Origin of the sequence: Finegoldia sp. BIOML-A1 (assembly GCF_009678325.1) — a bacterium.
GTDB classification, from domain to species: Bacteria; Bacillota; Clostridia; order Tissierellales; family Peptoniphilaceae; genus Finegoldia; species Finegoldia magna.
On sequence record NZ_WKZF01000002.1, the window covers coordinates 109,400 to 128,321 of the forward strand.

The following is an 18,922-nucleotide window of genomic DNA, read 5'->3' on the forward strand; positions in this document are numbered from 1 at the left end:
TTTCTATTCTGGGTAAATTAAATTTTCTGTTTTAATTGAATTTAGAACCTTCAAGTACTTATCAGAATAGAATTTTGCCATATTTAAATTCATATCTGAATAATTGCCGCAGTCCTTTGCTGATTGACCAGGTATATCGCCTTCATAATTAGATATGAATTCAAAGAGTTCTTTAACTAAATATACGATATCTTCAGATTTTTTATCTCCGACCAAGATTAGATAAAATCCTGTTCTACAACCCATAGGACCAAAATAAATAACTTCATTTTCAAGTTTATTTCTTAAAAATGTAGCTGCTAAATGTTCTATTGCGTGAACTTCTGCTGTGTTCATAACGGGTTCTCTGTTAGGCGCAGTTATTCTTAAATCAAAAGTAGTTAATACTTCATTATTTAAGTAATCTTTTCTTGATACATAAATTCCTGGTAATAATTTTAAGTGATTAATTTTAAAACTTTCTATTTTATTCATATTTCCTCCTAAATAAAGTTCAATGGGTCTTTTTGAATTGATGAAGATATTATCAATCCAATTGAAATTAAGTTGATAATTTGAAATGTTCCACCATAACTAAAAAATGGTAATGGGATACCTGTTATAGGCATTACACCAATAGTCATTCCAATATTTTCAAATATGTGGAATAAAAACATTGCTGCAAATCCAATAGTCAATAATTTTGAGTATAAATTATCTGAATTTTGAGCAATAACCACACATCTATAAAGCATAATGGCATATAATAAAATCAATATAAATCCACCTATAAATCCAAATTCTTCAACTAATACTGCAAAAATAAAATCTGTTTGCTTTTCAGGAATAAAATTATATTGACTCTGTACTCCGTTTAAGAAACCTTCACCAGTCAATTTTCCTGATCCTATTGCTATTTTACCTTGGAGAGCTTGCCATCCAGTATTCGATAAATCTCTTTCAGGATGAACAAAATTTAATATTCTATCTCTTTGAAACTGATCCAGTCTAAAGTATAAAAAAGGTAAACTAACTAAACCTAAGATAATTGCTCCTATTAAATATTTCCAATCAATTCCAGCTGTGAATAACATTACGATTATTATAAATGTATACACCATTGCTGTTCCTGCGTCTGGTTGTTTTAAAATTAGAGCTACAGGAATAAAAGCGAAAATTAGTATTTTTAATAAAGTTTTGGGATTATTCAGGCTGTTCTTGTTAGATTCAATAATATTTGCTAGCGAAATAATAAGAACTATCTTCATTATTTCAGAAGGTTGAAAATTAATTGGTCCAAACTTAAACCAACTTCTTGCACCCCATTCATCACCAACACCAAAAAATAAAACTAAAACCAGTAAAACATTGCAAATTATGTACATTGGAATGTTAAGTTTTTTTATTATGTGGTTGTCTAATGAAATTATAAAAAAAACAACAATTATTCCTATAATTGTAGCTATTAATTGTTTTCTGAAATAATGATTAGAAAGACTTGATCCAGCACTGTATAATACTACAAGACCGTAAATAACAAGTATTAAAACACTTATAATTAAAGTTTTATCTATTTTTGATATATTTTTTTTGCTAATATTAAACATGTCTCACTTCCTCAACTAGTATTATAACATATTAAAATATTAAGGTGTGATATAATAATGATTTAGAGGTGATTAGGAGGTTTTATGAATAGAATAGGATGTCATTTATCTACATCAAAAGGTCTTCACAAAACTATAGAACAATGCTTAGAAATAAATGCTGACACTTTTCAATTCTTTCCACGAAATCCAAGAGGATCTAAGTCTAGATTAATTCCTGATAGAGAAATAGAAAAATTTTTGAAGCTTAGAGATACTCATGATATAAACGAAATAGTATGTCATGGAGCATATACCATGAATTTATGTAGTGAAAGAGAAGACCTAAGAGAATTGGCAATCAAGCTTATAAATGAGGATATGAAAAAAATTCGTGATTTGGAAATTGATAATTATGTTCTTCATCCAGGAAGTCATAAAAATCAAGGAATTGAGAAAGGACTTAATTTAATTGTACAAGGCTTGAATCAAATAGATGTTTCAAATGGTCAGAAGATATGTATTGAAACTATGAGTGGAAAAGGTAGTGAAGTTGGATTTGATTTAAATCAAATTGCTTATATTATTAGGAATGCTAGTATTCCATTGTATGTTTGTATCGATACTTGTCATTTATTTAGCTCAGGAATTAAACTGGTTAATTTTGATGATTATCTTGATGAATTTGACAGGTTAATTGGTATTGAAAAAATTAAAGTGATTCATTGCAATGATTCTATGATGCCATTTGGAGCAAATAAAGATAGACATGAAAAGTTTGGTAAAGGATTGATTGGAAAATCAGACCTTTTTAATGTAATCTTTAATGAAAGGTTAGAAGGCAGACCAATAATACTAGAAACGCCTAACAACCTAGATGGATATAAAATTGAAATTGAAAAAATAAGGAGAAAGTTTCATGAGTTACGAGAAAATTAATAAAATTCTGGATGATTTAGATAGCTTATATCCTAATGCAAAAGCAGGTTTGGATTTTACTACTCCATTCGAATTATTAATTGCCACTATCTTATCGGCACAATGTACAGATGTTAGAGTTAATAAAGTTACAGCTGTTTTATTTAAAGAACACAATACCCCTAAAGCTATATTAGGCTTAGGCGTAGATGGATTAACAAAATACATCAAAAGTTGTGGATTGTACAAAACAAAATCAAAAAACATTATTAATACATGTAATGTTTTATATCATGATTATGATTCAAAAGTTCCTGATACTATAGAGGAATTAATGAAATTACCAGGAGTTGGAAGAAAAACTGCAAATGTAGTTGTGAGTAATGCATTTGGTACACCGGCTATAGCTGTGGATACTCATGTTTTTAGAGCAACTAACAGAATTGGAATTGTAAATGAGAAAGATGTATTAAGTACTGAGATAGCTTTGATGAAAGTAATACCAAAAGATAGATGGTCAAAAAGTCATCACTTATTTATTTGGCATGGAAGAAATTTATGTAAGGCTAGAAATCCAAAATGTGAAGAATGTATATTGAACGACAGATGTAAATTTTACAATTCTTAATTAAAAAAACTATTGACAGATATCTTTTTTGATGTTATTATAATGAAAATAAATCAAAGGAGATAGTTATGTTAAAAAATAGAAATTTAATTAACGCAGATGATTTTAATGTAGAAGAGATAAATGAAATATTAAATTTAGCAGAAGAAATTATAAAGAGTCCTTCTGATTTTTCTAATTTGTGTAATGGAAAAATCTTAGGGACTCTTTTTTTTGAGCCTTCAACAAGAACAAGATTAAGTTTTGAATCAGCAATACATAGATTAGGTGGAGATTGCATAGGTTTTTCAGAAAGTGCAAGCTCATCAACATCAAAAGGTGAATCTTTAGCTGATACAATAAGAACAGTATCGAATTATACAGATATAATTGCAATGAGAAACCCTAAAGAAGGTTCAGCGGTTTTAGCTAGTTCTTATGCAGAAGTTCCATTGATAAATGCAGGTGATGGGGGTCATCAACACCCAACTCAAACCTTGACAGACTTGTTGACAATTTGGATGACTAAAAAAAGATTAAACAACATGACAATAGGATTGTGTGGGGATTTAAAATTTGGTAGAACAGTACATTCTTTGATAAAAGCAATGTCAAGATATGAAAACAACAAATTCGTCTTAATATCTCCAGAAGAACTTCAAGTACCTGATTATATTAAGATATTTTTAAAATCAAAAAATATAGAATTTAAAGAAGTTGAAAAAATGGAAGATGTAATTGGTGAACTTGATATTTTATACATGACTAGAGTCCAACGTGAAAGATTCTTCAATGAAGCAGATTATGTTAGATTGAAAGATTCGTATATATTAGATAATGATAAGATGAAATTAGCTTCAGAAAATTTAGCTGTACTTCATCCATTGCCAAGAGTAAATGAAATAGCTACAGAAGTTGATAGTGATCCAAGAGCAGTTTATTTTAAGCAAGTTAGATACGGTGTAATTGTTAGAATGGCGTTAATATTGAAATTATTAGGGGTGAGATAATGTTAAACATTAATAGTATTGAAAAAGGTATTGTAATCGATCATATTAAATGTGGAATGGGTTATAAAATATTCCAACTTTTAAAGTTAGACAAGGCTGACTATACAGTTGCATTGATTATGAATGCACAATCAGGTAAATTGGGAAGAAAAGATATGATTAAAATCGAAAATGTTATTGATATAGATTTTGATATACTTGGAGTATTCGATGATAATATGACCGTTAATATAATTGAAAATGAAAAAATAAAAGAAAAAATTAGCTTGAATTTGCCAGAACATTTCGAAGGCTTTATTAAATGCAAAAATCCTAGATGTATTACTCAGTCTGAACGAAGTATTGTACAAAAATTTAGTTTAGTTGATAAGGATACTAGAACCTATAAGTGTGATTATTGTGATCACTTATATAACGTGGAGGAATAATGAAACTGCTGCTTAAAAATTGTCATATTATAGATAAAGATAAAGATATTTTTGCTGATATTTTAATAGAAAATGGTAAAATAAAAGCAATAGGAGAGATATTAGAAAAATGTGATGAAATCATTGATGTTAAGGAAAAAATTGTAATGCCAGGATTCATAGATTTACACACTCATTTCAGATATCCCGGTCAAGAAAATAAAGAGGATTTATATACTGGTAGCCTGTCAGCACTTGCTGGAGGCTACACAAGTTGTAATTTGATGGGAAACACTAAACCAGTTGTGGATAATAATGAAATCTACAATCAAATTATAGACAAATCAAAAGAAATTGATCTAATAAATATATATCAATGCATGGCCACAACAAAAGATTTAAAATCTATAGAAATGATTAATTTTGAAAAAGCAGATAATAATATCAAATTCTTTAGTGAAGATGGGAAAGGTATAACAGATTCTTTACTAGCCTTTAATATTTTTACGGAAATAGAAAAAATAAACAAGGGTATAATGGTACATGCAGAAGACCATAATCTAACAAAGATTTCTACAAGGTATGCAGAGGATTTAGAAACAATTAGAGATTGCTACTTAAGCTTAAAAACAGGATGTAGAGTTCATTTTTGTCACGTTAGCACTATTGACTCATTGGAAGCGATAAAATTCTACAAAGAAAAAAATGCTCCAATTACTTGCGAAGTTACTCCTCATCACATATATATGAAAGATAGTGATTTTAGAGTAAATCCTTCAATAAGAACTCAAGAAGATATAGATTGCATAATAAAAATGATAAAAAACAATACAGTAGATGCTATTGCAACGGATCATGCACCTCATACTAAAGAGGATAAAGATAAAGGTGCATGTGGAATGATTGGATTAGAGACAGCCTTTAATATTGCATATAAAGTATTGCATGAAGAAAATGATATATTATTAAACAAAATATCTGAATTAATGAGTTACAATCCAGCTAAGATATTAGGGGAAAACAAAGGTGTTATAAATCCAACATACGATGCTGATTTAGTTATAATTGATATTAATAAAGAAATCAAAGTAGGAAAATTTAATTCAAAATCAAACAATTGTCCATTTATTGGCGAAAAATTTAGGGGTAGTATTGAGATGACAATCGTAAATGGAAAAGTTAAATTTGAGAAAGGGGCTAAAAATGATAATAGATAAGCTTTCTGAAAGAATAAACGAAAGATCTATAGTATGTGTAGGACTAGATACTAGTACAAATTATGTACCAGAAAATATGAAAAAAGGAAAGAAAGTTAGCGAATATTTATTTGATTTTAATAAGGAAATCATAGATAATACAAAAGATTTAGTAGCATGTTTTAAGGTGCAAATTGCTTACTACGAAGCACATGGTATAGAAGGATTAATAGCTTACAAAAACACTCTCAAATATCTTAAAGATAATAATTTAATATCAATTGCCGATGTAAAAAGAGGAGACATCGCAAATACAGCAAAAGAATATGCAAAAGCACATTTTGAAGGTGATTTTGAAGCTGACTTTATAACCGTAAATCCATTTATGGGATATGATACTTTAGAACATTACTTACCTTACCTTGAATCCGAAGAAAAAGGAATATTCGTATTAATGAGAACATCAAATCCAGGTTCAAAAGATATCCAATATAAGGATTATAAAGGTCAACCACTATATTACGAAATAGGTGATAATTTGAATAATATCGCAAAGGATTATCTAGGAGAATGCACTTTAAGTTCTTTAGGATTTGTAGTAGGTGGAACTCAAAGTGAAAATGCAAACAAGATTAGAGAGAGATATCCAAATATAATGTTTTTAATTCCAGGTTACGGCGCACAAGGAGCAAAACCAGAAGATATCAGAGTTTACCTTGACAATTTTAAAAAAGGAATTGTTAATTCATCAAGAGGCATCATATTAAATTACAGAAATTTTGATGATGGAGAAGAAAATATCGGTAAATATGCTAGAAAAGCTGTAGAAGATATGAGAAAGGATATTTACGGTGAATAAATATATCGATTCTGAAATAATACTTAATGAAGAAATTAGTGATGGAATTTTTAAATTGGTTTTAAAAGGAAAATTCCAAGGTGATCCTGGACAATTTTATATGTTGAGAGCTTGGGATGAATCACCACTTCTTCCTAGGCCTCTAAGTATTTGTGATTTGGATGAAGAAAGTATAACATTTTTATATGCTGTCGTAGGCAAAGGAACATCTATAATCTCGTCGATGAGAGTGGGAGAAAGTATAAAAATTCTTGGGCCTCTAGGAAACGGATTCGAATTACATCCAGAAGCTAAATGTGCTATAGTTGCTGGTGGTATTGGGATTGCTCCAATGAAATATTTGTCCAGAAAATTAAAAAACGTGGATTTGTATGTTGGATATAGAAACACAACATATATGGAAGATGAGATTTTGAATAAAAACAAAACAATTATTTCTACCGAAGATGGATCAATTGGATTTAAAGGATATATTACGGAATACGTAAAAAACGATTATGACTATATTTATGCTTGCGGTCCAAATCCAATGATGAATTCTTTAAAGAAAAGAAAGCTGGATGCGACAGAATTTTATTCATTAGAAGCCCACATGGCTTGTGGAATAGGGGCGTGTTTAGGATGTACTGTTCATACAACTAATGGACTTAAAAGAGTTTGCAAAGATGGTCCTATTTTTGAAAAAAATGAGGTGATATTTGATGCTTAAAACAAATTTTTGCGGTGTAGAATTCAAAAATCCTGTTGTCGCAGCTTCAGGCACCTTTGGATTTGGAAGAGAATATGAAAATTTTACAGATCTAAATAAGCTAGGAGGAATTTCTACAAAAGGATTAACTATTCAACCTAAAAATGGAAATACTGGTTTGAGAATCTATGAAACACCTTCTGGAATTATGAATAGTATAGGATTACAAAATCCATCTGTTCAAGAGTTCATTAACAGGGATCTGGACTATATGCTATCTTTGGATACTGTTACTATTGCAAATATTGGTGGTTCTGATATAAAAAGTTATATTGAAGCAGTTGAACTTATATCAAGCACTGACATAAAAATAATTGAGTTAAATATTTCATGCCCCAACGTTAAAGAGGGAGGAATGGCTTTTGGAATAAAATGCGATATAGCAGAAAAAGTTGTATCAGAAGTAAGAAAGCATACGGATAAAATTTTAATGGTAAAATTATCTCCAAACGCTAATGATATAGTTGAAATGGCTAAAACGTGTGAGGATTCGGGAGCGGATGCGATTAGTCTTGTTAATACTTTTAATGCGTTAGCGATAGATATTAATAAAAGAAAACCAGTATTTGACAATATAACTGCTGGTCTTTCAGGGCCTTGTATAAAACCGATAGCTTTAAGAATGTGTAGAGATGTGTGCAAAAATGTTAAAATTCCTGTTTGTGGTATGGGTGGAATTCAAAATTACAAGGATGCACTAGAATTTATTATGGTAGGTTGTCACTTAGTTCAAGTTGGTACAGCAAATTTTGTGAATCCAAATGTTATGGTTGAAATAGCAAATGGTATGGAAAACTACCTAAAAGAAAATAATTTTAAATCAATAGAAGATATCAGGAATATTATTTAGGAGGAAAATGATGGATAGAGTTGTTGAATTATTAAAAGAAAGTAATGCATTGTTAGAAGGTCATTTCTTATTGTCATCTGGAAATCACAGTGATAAGTATTGTCAATGTGCAAAATTATTACAATATCCAGACAAAGCTGAAGAAGTAATAAAAGTTATTGCTGAAAAGCTTAAAGGTGTTGAATTTGATACTGTTGTTGGACCTGCAATGGGAGGAATAATAGTAGCTTATGAACTAGGAAGACAACTACATAAACCAGCTATATTTACTGAAAGAAAAGATGGCGAAATGTGTCTTAGAAGAGGTTTTGAAGTAAAAAAAGGCGAGAAAGTTATTATTTCAGAAGATGTTGTAACCACTGCTAAATCTTCATATGAGACTAAAAAAGTTTTGGAAGATTTGGGAGCTGAAGTAGTAGGAATTTGTTGCTTAGTAGATAGAAGTGTTAATCTGGATATTGATTTGCCTTTGTACAGTGCAACAAAAATTGATATTGAAATTTTTAAACCGGAAGAATGTCCTTTATGTAAAAAAGGTATAGAAGTGGTAAAACCTGGTTCAAGAGAAATTAAAGGCAAATAATATATTATAAAATAAGCCTAATTTGAAGATTTCCTAATGAGATCTTCAAATATTAAGGCTTATTTTTTGTGTAAGAAAAAATCAAAATATGATACAATAATTAAGAATAAACTAAAAGGAATTGAAAATGGATTTATCAAATTTAGATCAAGATAGACTGCCTAAACATATTGCCATAATAATGGATGGAAATGGAAGATGGGCTACAAAAAGAAATAAACCCAGAGTATTTGGACATAATGAAGGGATGAAAAGAGTTGTTGATGTTGTCGAAAACTCATTAAATATTGGAATAAAATATTTATCCCTGTATGCTTTTTCGACAGAAAATTGGAAAAGACCACAAAAAGAAATAGATTTTTTGATGCAAATACTCATAAAATATATAGATGACCAATTAAATAAACTAGTAACTCAAGGAGTCAAGATTAATATTTTGGGAGACATTAGTGTATTGCCCAAAAAAGTAATTCAAAAGATTGAATACGCATTGGATTCAACAAAAGATAATGATAAACTTATTCTAAATATAGCTATTAATTATGGTTCAAGACAAGAGATATTAAGAGCTGTGAATACTGCGATAGTATATGGAGAAATCCTGACTGATGATGAGTTCTCAAAACTTTTATACACGAGAAATCAACCAGACGTTGATTTGCTAATAAGACCAGGCGGAGAAAAAAGGCTAAGCAATTTCTTACTTTATCAAATGTCTTATGCAGAACTTTATTTTTCGGATATATATTGGCCTGATTTCAAATTAGAATCACTTATAGATGCAATTTATTGGTATCAAAATAGAAATAGAAGATTTGGTGGATTGAAATGAAATTTTTAAAAAGGACATTAACAGGAATAATAATTTTATTGTTATCTATTTTTTGTGTTTCTAAAGGTGGAATTTATCTTTTAATAATGAATTTATTCCTAAGTACTGTTGCAATTTACGAACTAGAAAATGTAATTAACAAGGAGTATTCCAATAGCATTAACATTAATAATTTGATTATTAATATATTGTTCAATGTTAGTTTTAATTTAAGTATTTATCTTAAAAAAGAATTATTTGCAATTGTTTTATTGTGTAGTTTTAGTTTGATAGAATTGACTTTATATACCATTTTTGACAAACCTATAAAAGAAGTATTAAATAACTATTTCTTACACATATATATTACGATTACTTTTTCGTTAATGTATTTTATTTCTGGAACTGAATTTATTTGGCTTATATATATATGTTCATGGGGGACAGATACAGCAGCATATTGTACAGGAATGTTATTTGGAAAACACAAATTGACTAAGATTAGTCCTAAAAAAACTGTTGAAGGAGCTATTGGTGGAATTATAGGAAGCATGATAATTGGAGCTATTTTTTCTATATTTTACGGTAATTTAAATGTTGTTAAGATAGTTATCATAGCTTTATTCGGTTCGATTATATCTCAAATTGGGGATATAAGCGCTTCTAAAATTAAAAGAAAAGCCAATGTGAAGGATTTTGGTAATATTTTTATTGGACATGGTGGAGTAATGGATCGATTTGATAGTTTTATTTTTGTTTTGCCTTATCTTTTAATATTATATTGTTTAGGGTTTTAATTAGGAGGAAATGTGATTACAATAATTTCATCAATTATAATATTTTTACTTGTAATTTTAATACATGAATTTGGACATTTTATAGTAGCAAAAATGAATGGGGTATCCGTTTTGGAATTTTCCATAGGTATGGGACCAAAACTTTTCCAAAGAGAATCAAATGGAACTCTTTATTCTTTGAGAGTGTTACCTGTGGGAGGTTATTGTCAGCTAGAAGGGGAAGACGAAGAAAACGACAGCCCGAATTCTTTGAATAATCAATCTCCGCTTGTAAGGCTTAAAGTAATTTTAGCTGGTGCCATTATGAATTTTATATTAGCTTTTATTTTGTTAATTTTATTAATGTCTGTAAGTAGAGTTAGTACAGAAGTATCTGATGTGATAAAAAATTCACCTGCATACTCTTCGGGTATACAAACTGGAGATCAAATTGTATCTATAAATGGGGAGAATGTAAGTGATGGAGAGAAATTATTACAAGGTATCAAAGAATCACAAGGTGATTTGGATATTGGAGTAATAAGAGATTCTCAATCAAAGAACATAAAAGTCACTCCAAGATTAGAAAATAATGTTAGAAAAATTGGAGTAAACTTTCAAGAAGAATATGATATTAAAAATTTTAGCTTAATAAAAGGCTTTAAAAAAGGCGTCATAACTTTTCTTAATTTGACAGGCATGTTATATAAATTCCTAGGGATGCTTATAACTGGCCAATTAGGTTTAGGAGGAGTTAGTGGACCCGTTGGTGTGGTTAAAGAGATCGGGAATGCTGCAAAGACAGGTGTTGCTAATTTAATTTTCCTATTGGCGTATATTAACATTAATTTAGGTGTATTTAATTTATTGCCTATTCCAGCTTTAGATGGAGGAAGAGCGATATTCATACTAATTGAGATGATATTTGGTAAAAAAATATCTCAAGAAAAAGAAGGCTATATACACATGGTAGGATTAATTTTGCTTTTAGCATTAATCGCCATAGTTACAATTAAAGATGTTATTAAATTATTTTAAATGTTTTGATTAGGCCTTTATGGGCCTTTTTAAATTTGAAAGGTGAAGTAATGAAAAGAGAAGATACAAAAAGAATTTACGTAGGAAATGTTGCTGTGGGAAATGGAGCAAGAGTTACAGTTCAATCTATGACTAACACCGATACAAAAGATGTTGAAAGAACTGTTAAACAAATTAAAGAATTTGAATCTGTAGGATGTGATATTTCTAGAAGTGCAATTAATGATTTGGGAGATGCTAAGGCGATACCAATTATAAAAAGTATGACGAATATACCATTTATTGCTGACATTCAATTTCATCACAAATTAGCAATAGCTGCAATTGAAAACGGGTGTGATTGTATTAGAATTAATCCTGGCAATATTGGTGGAATAGATAGAGTCAAAGATATTGTAGATTGTTGCAAACATCATAAAATTTCCATGAGAATTGGTGTAAACAGTGGATCTATTAATCAAAAATTCATTGACAAATATCATGGAGTAAATGTGGATTCAATATGTTATAGTTGCCTTGATCAAATAAGAATGATTGAAGATATGGGATTCGATGATATCAAATTATCATTAAAATCTTCTAATGTTAATATGTCAATAAAAGCTTATGAAAAAATGTCAGAGTTATGTAATTATCCTCTACATGTCGGTATAACAGAAGCAGGTCCTTCTACTAAAGGAATTATCAAATCCAGTGTAGGAATAGGAAGTATTTTGTCAAAAGGAATTGGAGATACTATCAGAGTTTCTTTAACTGGTGATCCTAAAGAAGAAATTATTGTAGGAAGACAAATTTTAATGAGTTTAGGTTTATTAAATGAAGGAATTGAAATAATTTCATGTCCAACATGTGCTAGAACCAAGATTGATTTGATAAGTATAGTGAATGAAGCTGAAAAGAAATTGGATAAAATCGATAAACACATTAAAGTTGCTATTATGGGTTGCGTTGTAAATGGACCAGGAGAAGCAAAAGAAGCTGATATTGGTATAGCAGGTGGAAATGGAGTAGGCTTAATATTTAAAAAAGGAGAAATTGTACGAAAAGTTAAGGAAGAAGAATTATTAGATGTATTAATTGAAGAGATAGAGAGGTTATAAATGCATTTATTACTCAACGATGTATTAAAAAAAATTGGCCTAAAATATGATTCAAAATATCCAATTTACATTGATAAATTAACTTACAATAAAGATAATGATGAGTTAGATTGTTTGATGAATGTTCAAAAAGATGAGAATAAAGACAACTTAGCAGAATTTATAAAAAAAGACTTATTAAACTTTATAGCAAAAATTAATATTAATTTTACAGAATATGAAGATTCAAAAATCAATTTTTCAAAAGATGCTTTGATTAAAATTTTAAAAACAAGTGATTTTTGTGAATATTCTTCTTGTATTGATTTTGAAAGTTCAAACATAGACGAATCAGAAATTTCACTTATTTTTAATTTTGAGCAAATAAGGGATAAGTTTATTTCAGATCAAAAGGATAATGAGTTAACAGAATTAATAAATAAGACATATAATTTAAGTTATTCTGTCAAATCTGAAATTGTTGAGTTAAAGGATAACGATGATTATAGACAAAATTTAATCGAGTATGATAATTCAATTCGAAAAAAAATAGCTGAATCCATAAAAGATACTCCAAAGCAAGAAAAAGAAGAAGTTAAAAAAACGGGAATAAAATGTGGTAAAGACATAACCAAGTCTCCAATAAAAATTAAAGAAATTATAGAAAATGAAGATGATACTTGTATAAGAGCTGAGATTATTGATGTAGATATAAGAAGCATAAAAGATGGAGAAAGTTTTATTATCTCTTTGGATCTAAGGGATGAAAGTGGAGCTGTTTTTGCAAAGAAATTTTTGAAGAAAAAAGAATTTGAAGCATTTGGTGATAAATTGAAATCGGGAGTTTATCTTTTATTAACAGGAAGGTTGGAATTTGATAGATTTACTTCTGGAAAGACCTTTTCAATAAGACAAATGCAAGAAGTTGAAAAGCCGGAATCTAGAAAAGATGAATACGAGAAAAAACGTGTAGAATTACACATGTATTCCCAAATGAGCCAACTAGATGGATTTATTGACTTGGATGAATGCTGTAAAACTCTAAAAAAATGGGGACATACAGCTCTAGGCTTAACAGATAAATCTGTAGTACAAGGTTATCCACAATTGTATGATGCTTGTAGCAAAAATGGAATAAAACCACTTTTTGGAATGGAAGCTAAAATAATAGAAGATGATTTTAGGATAATCACAAATCCTTATGATTCTATGAATTTGCAAGAATTTGTAGTTTTTGATATAGAAACTACAGGATTATCAAATGCGACAGAAAAAATTACGGAAATTGGTGCTGTAAAGATAGTAGATAATCAAATTGTAGATGAATTTAATCAATTAATAAATCCTGAAATACCAATACCAGAAAAAATAACAGAATTAACGTCTATAACAAATGAAATGGTAAAAGATATGCCTAAAATAGACGAAGTATTACCTGATTTTTTAAAATTTGTTGGTGACTGTACTTTAATAGCACATAATGCAGATTTCGATATGGGATTTATCAAGAAAAATTGTCTTGATTTGAGAATTAATCCCGTAAGAACATATGTAGACACATTAGCTTTTGCGAGGGCATTGGAACCTCATCTCAAAAATCATAAACTTGATACTTTGACAAAAAAATACAACGTTAATTTATTTAACCATCACAGAGCTTGTGATGATGCAAGAGCAACAGGAGAAGTATTCATTTGTATGGTCAAAGATCTTGAAAAAAGAGGAGTTAAATTTGATATCAATATAAATAAAATGGATTCTGATTGGAGCATATCTAAAAGAGAATCTCATACTGCAACAATATACGCTAAAAACTTAGTAGGTTTGAAAAACTTGTATAAACTTGTGACTGCTTCTAATTTAAAATATTTTTACAGAGAAGGTGGAATACCAAAATCTGAATTGAATAAAAGAAGAGAAGGTCTTGTAATTGGATCTGGAAACGAAGATGGAGAATTAATAAAAGCAATACTTGGATTCGAATCAGATGAAAAATTAGATGAGATTATTTCAAGGTATGATTTTTTGGAGGTTCAACCACCACTTTATTATGATGGAGTAAAGTCAAAAAGAATGAGCTTTAACTTAAAGAGTTGTGAAGAATTAACTAGAAAACTATATGATTTATCAAAAAAACACAATAAACCTCTTGTGGCTGATTCTTATGCAAAATACTTCGAAAAAACGGACTATATTTTTAGAAATATAATATTAGAGGGTCAACCTAGAAAAATTTATGGCGAAAAATTCCCTACGTTGTTTTTCAGAACAACTGATGAAATGATGAATGAATTTAGTTTTTTAGAAAAAGATGTGGCTGAGGAAATTGTAATAGATAATACCATAAAAATTTCAGAAATGTTAGATGATATAAAGCCAATACCAGATGGAACTTTTCCACCGGTTATTGAAGGCTCTGATACAGAATTAAGAGAAATGACTTATAAAAAAGCTAGAAGTATATATGGAGATGATTTACCTGAAATTGTTGAAAGTAGGTTAGAACGTGAATTGTCATCTATAATTTCAAATGGATATGCCGTATTATATATTATCGCCCAAAAATTAGTAAAGAAAAGCAACGAAGATGGATATCTAGTTGGATCAAGAGGATCTGTAGGCTCAAGCTTTGTTGCAACAATGGCTGATATAACCGAAGTTAATCCTTTAATTCCGCATTATATTTGTGAAAACTGCAAACATTCTGAGTTTATACATGATGAAAATATTGGCTCAGGAGTGGACCTTGAAGATAAAACCTGTCCTGTATGTGGACAACCATTAAAAAAGGAAGGTCATAATATACCATTCGAAGTTTTCTTAGGATTTGATGGTGATAAAGAGCCAGATATTGACTTGAACTTTGCTGGAGAATATCAACCTACTGTTCACAAATATACTGAAGAATTGTTTGGGGAAGGAAAGGTGTTCAGAGCTGGAACTATTGGTACTATTTCCGACAAAACAGCTTATGGGTATATAAAAAAATATTTTGAAGATAAAAACGTATATGTTAATAATTCAGAGATAAAATATTTACAAAGAGGAATCTTGGGAGTTAAAAGAACATCGGGTCAACATCCGGGTGGAGTAATGATAGTTCCAAGAGATAAGGATATCGAAGATTTTTGTCCAGTTCAACATCCCGCTGATGATGTTAATAGTGATATTATTACTACTCACTTCAATTATAAGTCTATAAGTGGTAGAATTTTAAAGCTTGACTTGCTTGGACACGATGTGCCAACTATTATAAAAATGTTGTCGGATATGACAGGAGTGGATCCATTAACTATCCCTATGGATGATAAAGAGACTATGAGTATTTTTTCATCGATAGATGCTTTACACTTTGAAGAATTAATCGATGGGTTAGATATAGGAACGTTAGGAATACCTGAATTTGGTACAAACTTTGTAAGAGGAATGTTAAGAGATACAACTCCAAAAACTTTTTCTGAGTTAGTCAGAATTTCTGGATTATCACATGGTACAAATGTATGGTTAAATAATGCACAAGATCTAATAAGAGATGGTGTTGTTGAATTAAAAGATACTATTTGTACAAGAGATGATATTATGATTTATCTAATAAATAAAGGTCTTGAAAAGAAAAGATCATTTAAAATAATGGAAACAGTAAGAAAAAATAGACTTCTTGATGAGGATACACTAAATTATATGACAGAAAATGGTGTTCCAGATTGGTATATTGAATCTTGTAAAACTATTGAGTATCTTTTCCCTAAGGCCCACGCGGTAGCGTATGTAATGATGAGTTATAGAATAGCTTATTTTAAAGTACACTATCCGGAAGCTTTTTATTCAACATTTTTTACAATAAAATTACAAGATTATCCAGGTGATGTTATTGTGAGAGGATTAAGTGCAATTAGAGAAGAAATGCAATCTTTGAAGGATAAATACAAAGAATCAAATTCTAAGATGACAGCAAAGGATAGTAACAAATACTCTGTATTAGAAGTAGCAGAAGAAATGTATTGCAGAGGAATAAAACAATCAAGAGTTGACTTGCATAAATCTGACAAGGCTAGGTTCAAAGTATTAGAAAAAGGATTCATTCAACCTCCATTTAATGCACTAGAAGGGGTTAGCGATGCAAACTCTATTGCTATTTTTGAAGAAATACAAAAGGGTGATTTTATTTCAAAACAAGATTTTACTATGAGAACGAAAGTTAATAAAACAGCTTTAGAAATACTAGAAAACCACGGTGTTTTAGATGGTTTACAAAACGAAAACCAAATAAGTTTATTTGATTTTTAGTGATATGTTATAATTAGATAAATGGAGTGATTATGGATAAACATTTAATTTACAAAACTAATAATGAAAAATTAATAACATTTATTTTTGGTCAATTAGAAAAAAATGCAAAAAAAATTGAAGAAGCTTGTGATGTTATATTAAAGATTTCTGAAGAAGGTATTCTAATTAGTGGTTCTGATTTGAATATTGAAAGTGCAAGTAATCTTTTAGAATCATTAAATACACATACTTTATCTGGGAATGAAATAACAGATCAGGATTTGGATTATTTGCTTTCTAACTTAGAAAAAATAAAACAAGAAAATATTTCAAAAATTAAGGACTATGTAATTTGTTACAATTCAAAAGGTAAACCTTTAAAGCCTAAAACAGTAAATCAAAGAAATTATGTTGAAATGATTAAAAAAAATGATATTGTTTTTGGAATAGGTCCTGCCGGTACAGGAAAAACTTATTTGGCAATGGCGATGGCAATAAATGCATTTAGAAATAATGAAGTGGATAGGATAATTTTAACTAGGCCTGCTGTAGAAGCTGGAGAAAGTTTAGGATTTTTGCCGGGAGATCTTCAAGAAAAAATTGATCCTTATCTAAGACCAATATATGATGCTATGTTTGATATATTAGGTTATGAAAATTTTGAAAAGTTTAAAGATAGAGGATTGATAGAAGTAGCACCATTGGCATATATGAGAGGTAGAACTTTAGATAATGCATACATTATATTAGACGAAGCACAAAATACTACCAATGAACAAATGAAGATGTTTTTAACTAGAATAGGATACGGTTCAAAAGCTATAGTAACGGGAGATATTACACAAGTTGACTTACCAAGAGGTAAAAAATCAGGATTACTAGTTGCGACTAATATTCTTAGGGACATAAAAGGAATAAGCTTTTTAGAATTTGAAAAAACAGATGTTGTAAGACATCCACTAGTACAAAAAATTATTGGAGCTTATGAAAAATTAGATAACAATAGGTCAAATTATGATAATACAGATAAGTAATAGACAAGATGATTTTCAAATTGATGATGAATTAAGATCGAATATTGAAAATTCAATAAAAATATGTTTGCTTCAAGAATTAAATGATGATAATTATGAGATATCTTTGTCATTTGTTAGTGAAGAAGAAATTAAAGAACTTAATAGAGATTATCGAAATAAAGATAGTGTAACAGATGTGTTGAGCTTTCCTTTAGAAGATGATTTTCAAGTTCAAACAAATCTTTTGGGTGATATTATTATATGCTGCAAAAGAGCTTTAGAGCAAGCTAAAGAATACAATCATTCTATTAAAAGAGAAATTGTGTACTTGGTTGTTCATTCTATGTTTCATTTGTTGGGTTATGATCATATTGATGAAAGTGATAAAATTATTATGAGAAATAAAGAAAAATCAGCCTTGAAAGAAATAGGTATCTATAAAGATGAAGAATTTAATTAGGAAGTCAAAGGATAAAAATATTTCTAAAAATACTTCTTTTATTACTAGTTTTCAATATGCAATGGATGGAATTATTCATTGTTTGAAAAATGAAAGAAATTTTAGAACTGACATTTTGATGACAGTTCTGGTTATGATTGCGTCATTAATGTTTGACTTATCAAGGGTAGAAATGGCTTGTTTGTGCATAACTATAACATTTATATTAATGGCAGAAATGATTAACACCGCCATTGAAACGATTGTTGATTTGATTTATGACAAATATGATGATAAAGCAAAAATAGCAAAAGATGTAGGTGCAGGGGCTGTACTACTAGCTGCTTTTAATTCTATTTTTGTAGGTTATTTTATGTTTTATGATAGGATTGTACCACTTAGTCATACAGCAGTTATAAAATTACAGAACTCACCAATTCATTTGACATTTATAGCTTTGATTTTGGTAGTTGTTATAACTTTAGTTTTAAAAAGTTTTATATATCAGAATAAATGGACTTATTTGCAAGGTGGAAGCGTGAGTGGTCACGCATCGGTTTCTTTTTGCAGCGCTACAATAATTGCTCTTCTTGCTAATAATACATTAGTGACAATACTATCATATTTTATTGCTTTTCTGGTTGCAGAAAGTAGAGTAGAAGGAAAAATCCATACACTAAGTCAAGTTATAGTTGGTGGCATAATTGGGACATTAGTGGCAATATTATTATTTAAAGTAATTATTTAGGAG

19 protein-coding genes are annotated in these 18,922 nt (G+C 29.4%); 17 read left to right on the plus strand and 2 right to left on the minus strand.

All coding sequences use genetic code 11. The annotated features are described in order from the left end of the window. Positions 1-3: 3 nt before the first annotated feature. Both GKG00_RS02850 and rodA read right to left on the minus strand, forming a co-directional pair. A complete protein-coding gene (locus GKG00_RS02850) occupies positions 4-474 on the minus strand; it encodes an S-ribosylhomocysteine lyase (RefSeq protein WP_154254164.1) in 471 nt (156 codons plus the stop codon). A gap of 8 nt (positions 475-482) precedes the next feature. Continuing rightward, the gene (gene rodA, locus GKG00_RS02855; protein ID WP_154254165.1) at positions 483-1,586 is read right to left on the minus strand and encodes a rod shape-determining protein RodA; all 1,104 of its coding nucleotides are present in this window, start codon (positions 1,584-1,586) and stop codon (positions 483-485) included. A gap of 84 nt (positions 1,587-1,670) precedes the next feature. On the opposite strand from rodA, the gene GKG00_RS02860 reads away from it, so the two are divergent. The 17 genes from GKG00_RS02860 (at position 1,671) to GKG00_RS02940 (ending at position 18,919) form a co-directional block, all read left to right on the plus strand. Further along, complete coding sequence (locus GKG00_RS02860) at positions 1,671-2,504, plus strand: deoxyribonuclease IV (RefSeq protein WP_154254166.1); 834 nt, start codon at positions 1,671-1,673, stop codon at positions 2,502-2,504. Then, positions 2,485-3,111 (plus strand): endonuclease III, encoded by a 627-nt coding sequence (gene nth / locus GKG00_RS02865; protein WP_154254167.1) that lies wholly within the window; start codon positions 2,485-2,487, stop codon positions 3,109-3,111. The genes GKG00_RS02860 and nth overlap by 20 nt, the downstream gene beginning before the upstream one ends. Before the next feature lie 68 nt (positions 3,112-3,179). Then, positions 3,180-4,100: an aspartate carbamoyltransferase gene (pyrB, locus tag GKG00_RS02870; RefSeq protein WP_154254168.1), complete on the plus strand. Its 921-nt coding sequence runs from the start codon at positions 3,180-3,182 to the stop codon at positions 4,098-4,100. Continuing rightward, entirely contained in the window at positions 4,100-4,528 is a 429-nt protein-coding gene (locus GKG00_RS02875) for an aspartate carbamoyltransferase regulatory subunit (protein ID WP_002836363.1), read from the plus strand. Before pyrB ends, GKG00_RS02875 begins: the two co-directional genes overlap by 1 nt. Then, positions 4,528-5,724 carry a dihydroorotase gene (locus GKG00_RS02880; RefSeq protein WP_154254169.1) on the plus strand — a complete coding sequence of 399 codons (1,197 nt, stop codon included), beginning with the start codon at positions 4,528-4,530 and terminating at the stop codon, positions 5,722-5,724. Before GKG00_RS02875 ends, GKG00_RS02880 begins: the two co-directional genes overlap by 1 nt. Then, entirely contained in the window at positions 5,711-6,562 is an 852-nt protein-coding gene (pyrF, locus tag GKG00_RS02885; RefSeq protein WP_094207104.1) for an orotidine-5'-phosphate decarboxylase, read from the plus strand. Before GKG00_RS02880 ends, pyrF begins: the two co-directional genes overlap by 14 nt. Further along, on the plus strand, positions 6,555-7,271 hold the full coding sequence (locus GKG00_RS02890) for a dihydroorotate dehydrogenase electron transfer subunit (protein ID WP_278735788.1): 717 nt from the start codon (positions 6,555-6,557) through the stop codon (positions 7,269-7,271). Before pyrF ends, GKG00_RS02890 begins: the two co-directional genes overlap by 8 nt. Beyond that, complete coding sequence (locus tag GKG00_RS02895; RefSeq protein WP_154254170.1) at positions 7,264-8,160, plus strand: dihydroorotate dehydrogenase; 897 nt, start codon at positions 7,264-7,266, stop codon at positions 8,158-8,160. Before GKG00_RS02890 ends, GKG00_RS02895 begins: the two co-directional genes overlap by 8 nt. Positions 8,161-8,170: 10 nt before the next feature. Further along, a complete protein-coding gene (gene pyrE, locus GKG00_RS02900) occupies positions 8,171-8,743 on the plus strand; it encodes an orotate phosphoribosyltransferase (protein ID WP_154254172.1) in 573 nt (190 codons plus the stop codon). 127 nt (positions 8,744-8,870) lie between these two features. Further along, positions 8,871-9,575 (plus strand): isoprenyl transferase, encoded by a 705-nt coding sequence (locus tag GKG00_RS02905; RefSeq protein ID WP_154254173.1) that lies wholly within the window; start codon positions 8,871-8,873, stop codon positions 9,573-9,575. Next, positions 9,572-10,351 (plus strand): phosphatidate cytidylyltransferase, encoded by a 780-nt coding sequence (locus GKG00_RS02910; RefSeq protein WP_154254175.1) that lies wholly within the window; start codon positions 9,572-9,574, stop codon positions 10,349-10,351. The genes GKG00_RS02905 and GKG00_RS02910 overlap by 4 nt, the downstream gene beginning before the upstream one ends. 12 nt (positions 10,352-10,363) lie before the next feature. Further along, positions 10,364-11,368, plus strand: a complete 1,005-nt coding sequence (gene rseP, locus GKG00_RS02915) for an RIP metalloprotease RseP (RefSeq protein WP_316523543.1) — start codon at positions 10,364-10,366, stop codon at positions 11,366-11,368. Positions 11,369-11,418: 50 nt separating this feature from the next. Beyond that, positions 11,419-12,468 (plus strand): flavodoxin-dependent (E)-4-hydroxy-3-methylbut-2-enyl-diphosphate synthase, encoded by a 1,050-nt coding sequence (gene ispG, locus GKG00_RS02920; RefSeq protein ID WP_154254177.1) that lies wholly within the window; start codon positions 11,419-11,421, stop codon positions 12,466-12,468. Further along, positions 12,469-16,734: a PolC-type DNA polymerase III gene (locus GKG00_RS02925; protein ID WP_154254179.1), complete on the plus strand. Its 4,266-nt coding sequence runs from the start codon at positions 12,469-12,471 to the stop codon at positions 16,732-16,734. A 32-nt stretch (positions 16,735-16,766) separates the two neighbouring features. Beyond that, a complete protein-coding gene (locus GKG00_RS02930; protein WP_154254181.1) occupies positions 16,767-17,750 on the plus strand; it encodes a PhoH family protein in 984 nt (327 codons plus the stop codon). After that, on the plus strand, positions 17,731-18,192 hold the full coding sequence (ybeY, locus tag GKG00_RS02935) for an rRNA maturation RNase YbeY (protein WP_094224673.1): 462 nt from the start codon (positions 17,731-17,733) through the stop codon (positions 18,190-18,192). Before GKG00_RS02930 ends, ybeY begins: the two co-directional genes overlap by 20 nt. Then, positions 18,176-18,919 carry a diacylglycerol kinase gene (locus GKG00_RS02940; RefSeq protein ID WP_154254183.1) on the plus strand — a complete coding sequence of 248 codons (744 nt, stop codon included), beginning with the start codon at positions 18,176-18,178 and terminating at the stop codon, positions 18,917-18,919. Before ybeY ends, GKG00_RS02940 begins: the two co-directional genes overlap by 17 nt. The last annotated feature ends 3 nt before the right edge of the window (positions 18,920-18,922 follow it).